This is a genomic window from Streptomyces sp. CWNU-52B, from assembly GCF_047444975.1.
GTDB lineage: Bacteria > Actinomycetota > Actinomycetes > Streptomycetales > Streptomycetaceae > Streptomyces.
Genome location: NZ_JBLFJV010000067.1, coordinates 1 through 1227 on the forward strand (window position 1 = coordinate 1; position 1227 = coordinate 1227).

Here is a 1227-nt window from a genome sequence, read left to right on the forward strand (position 1 = left end):
GGGAGGCATCTTTTATGGTGATGAAGGTCTACTCGCCCGAGTTCAAGGCGGACGCGGTCGCGCTGTACCTGTCGGATCCCGGCCACACCTTCGAAGGTATCGGCAAGGATCTGGGGATCAGCCGGGAGACGCTGCGCAACTGGGTGCGGGCCGAGCGGGCCCGCCGCGGTGAAGACGCCACGACGAGCACGAGCACGAAGGACATCCCGGTGGGCGAGACCACGAGGCAGGATCTGGAAGCCGAGATAGCTGCCCTGCGCGCGGAGCTGAAAGCGGTGCGCAAGGAGAACCAGAAACTGGCCACCGAACGGGACATTCTCCGCAAGGCGACGAAGTTTTTCGCCGCCGAGATGAACTGGTGAACCGCTTCAAGTTCATTGAGGACCACCACCGCGCCTGGGGCGTGAAGCGGTTGTGTCACGTACTGGAGGTCGCTCGCTCCAGCTTCTACAAATGGCGGGCCGGCCGGGAGGCCCGCGCCGCGCGTGAGTGGGCGGACGCCGCGCTCGCCGAGCGGATCAGAGCCGTGCACGCCGAGTGGGACGGCACCTACGGCCGACCCCGGATCACCGCCGAGCTGTGCGACCAGGGCGAGCGCGTGAACCACAAGCGTGTCGGACGGGTCATGCGGAAGTTCGGCATCGCCGGGCTGCGGCTGCGCAAGCGCCAGGTCACCACGGTGCCCGAACCGTCCGCCACGCCGGTCCCGGACCTGTTCCGGCGCGACTTCACCGCAAGCGCGCCGAACACCAAGTACGTCGGCGACATCACGTACTTGCCGGTCGGCGACGGCGAGTTCCTGTATCTGGCGACAGTGATCGACTGCTTCTCGCGCCGCTTGGTGGGCTGGTCGATCGCCGACCACATGCGCACCTCGCTGGTCACCGACGCGCTCCGGGCAGCCGCCGCGACCCGCGGCAGCCTCGACGGAGCCGTCTTCCACAGCGATCACGGAGCGCAATACACCTCCCGCCAATTCAGCGATGTATGCGCCGAGTTGGGTGTGCGACAGTCCATGGGTGCGGTCGGCACGAGCGCGGACAATGCACTCGCCGAGAGCTTCAACGCTGCCCTCAAACGCGAGACGCTCCGTGGCGCCCGCCGCTTCGACGGGGTCCGCGCCTGCCACCTGGCCGTCTTCCGCTGGACCACCCGTTACAACACCCGCCGACGACACTCGGCGAACGGACAGCAGGCACCGATCGCCTACGAGCAACAGTCAGCTAC

At 67.2% G+C, this 1227-nt stretch carries 1 protein-coding gene; it reads left to right on the forward strand.

What is annotated here, in order from left to right; translation table 11 throughout:
• Positions 1-14: 14 nt before the first annotated feature.
• A protein-coding gene (locus tag ACLVWQ_RS40415) for an IS3 family transposase (RefSeq protein ID WP_414114328.1) occupies positions 15-1227 on the forward strand; the annotation gives its coding sequence in 2 pieces (ribosomal slippage) (positions 15-342 and positions 342-1227; 1214 coding nt annotated over the 2 pieces). This gene is flagged as partial in the annotation.